At 36.6% G+C, this 1,264-nt stretch carries 1 protein-coding gene; it reads right to left on the bottom strand.

What is annotated here, in order from left to right; genetic code table 11:
• Positions 1-334: 334 nt before the first annotated feature.
• Positions 335-1,201, bottom strand: a complete 867-nt coding sequence (locus tag BM015_RS21265; RefSeq protein WP_449406340.1) for a phosphoribosyltransferase-like protein — start codon at positions 1,199-1,201, stop codon at positions 335-337.
• Positions 1,202-1,264 lie beyond the last annotated feature (63 nt).

The raw sequence follows: 1,264 nt of genomic DNA on the forward strand, positions 1-1,264 counted from the left end.
GAATCCGATCCTGCGCCAAAGCCAGACATGAACAAAATAGAAGTCTTTATGAGTCTGATTTTGAACGCTGTTTGTCTACTTGCTCATGTTAATCGTAACTGTCGGATGGCATTGCCTGCAACGTTCGAGGCTTGCCGCAGGACTGGAATTGTTGCTGTGTCAGCCCGGTAACTGAAGCCGATTAGAATTACTGATGTTGAAGTTAACAACTAAAAGCCGAATAGAATTCGGTCAGCCCGATATTAGTTGATAGTAGTACAACTGCCGATTGTTATTCCGTCCGCCAGCCTTGCGGCAAACCTTTTGTTGCCTGCTGTACTACTTAAATATTTTATCAATCTTCGCCAACAAACTTTCCATCTTTTGTTCTGCGTCTTCTTTCTGCTAATGGAACCCAAGGTATTCCGTCTGAAATTGTTCCTCTGCACCAAAGAGCAGTAATTGTCATTGTAGGAATATTATATGGAAATAAAACCATTGCTTCAGCTTTTGCATATCCTAATTTGCAGGATTCTATTTTTTCAGGCAATTTATTTTCATTGGTCAGAAGCTGTTCACCAACATTTGTAATAAACTCTTTAAGCTCTAGTTTGTCCTTGTGGTTAAACTTAGAGTCTCCACCATTAAAGATTTTTCCCGAATTTTTAAATAGCTTGTTTATGTGAATATGTATGTTGTCTTGATTGAATCCTAAGTGTGTAGCTAACAGTTCTTTGATTTTCTTTTCAGTCCCTTCAAAGCCAACTATAAAGCAAAAATGTAATGGCATTGCTTTTAATTTTTTCTTAGCCTCATCTGTTACTAAAGGTGATAAATGCTTTTCTTGTAAATTCATTTCTTTAGGCAGCTTTTCTAATTCATCTAGTAGTTCACCCATAATGTTTAACAACTGAAGCCCTGAATTTATATTGTCGTCATACATAATAATTACGTCAGACTTTCTAATCAAATTGTCATTAATTTCTTTAGCTTCCAAATTGTTTTTTTCAAAAAGCTCTCTTAGATTATAGGATAATCTTCCACCACTGTCCGAAACTCCACCAAGATGAGCTACGCCAATTACAGATTTATCGGGGCACTTGTCAATTACTTTAGAAACTTCTTCTTCAAGAAGTCTTTCGTCATATATCTCTAGTTGCTGCAAAAATATTAAGCAAGCCTCTTGAAGTTGTCTTAGCCCCCTAAAAGACTGGACAAAAATTGTAAAACAATTTAGTCACAGTAAATTTAGGAACAATGAAAACGAGACGTCAATTTAGCCCCG

The sequence above is a fragment of the Parafilimonas terrae genome (assembly GCF_900115755.1).
Lineage (GTDB): Bacteria > Bacteroidota > Bacteroidia > Chitinophagales > Chitinophagaceae > Parafilimonas > Parafilimonas terrae.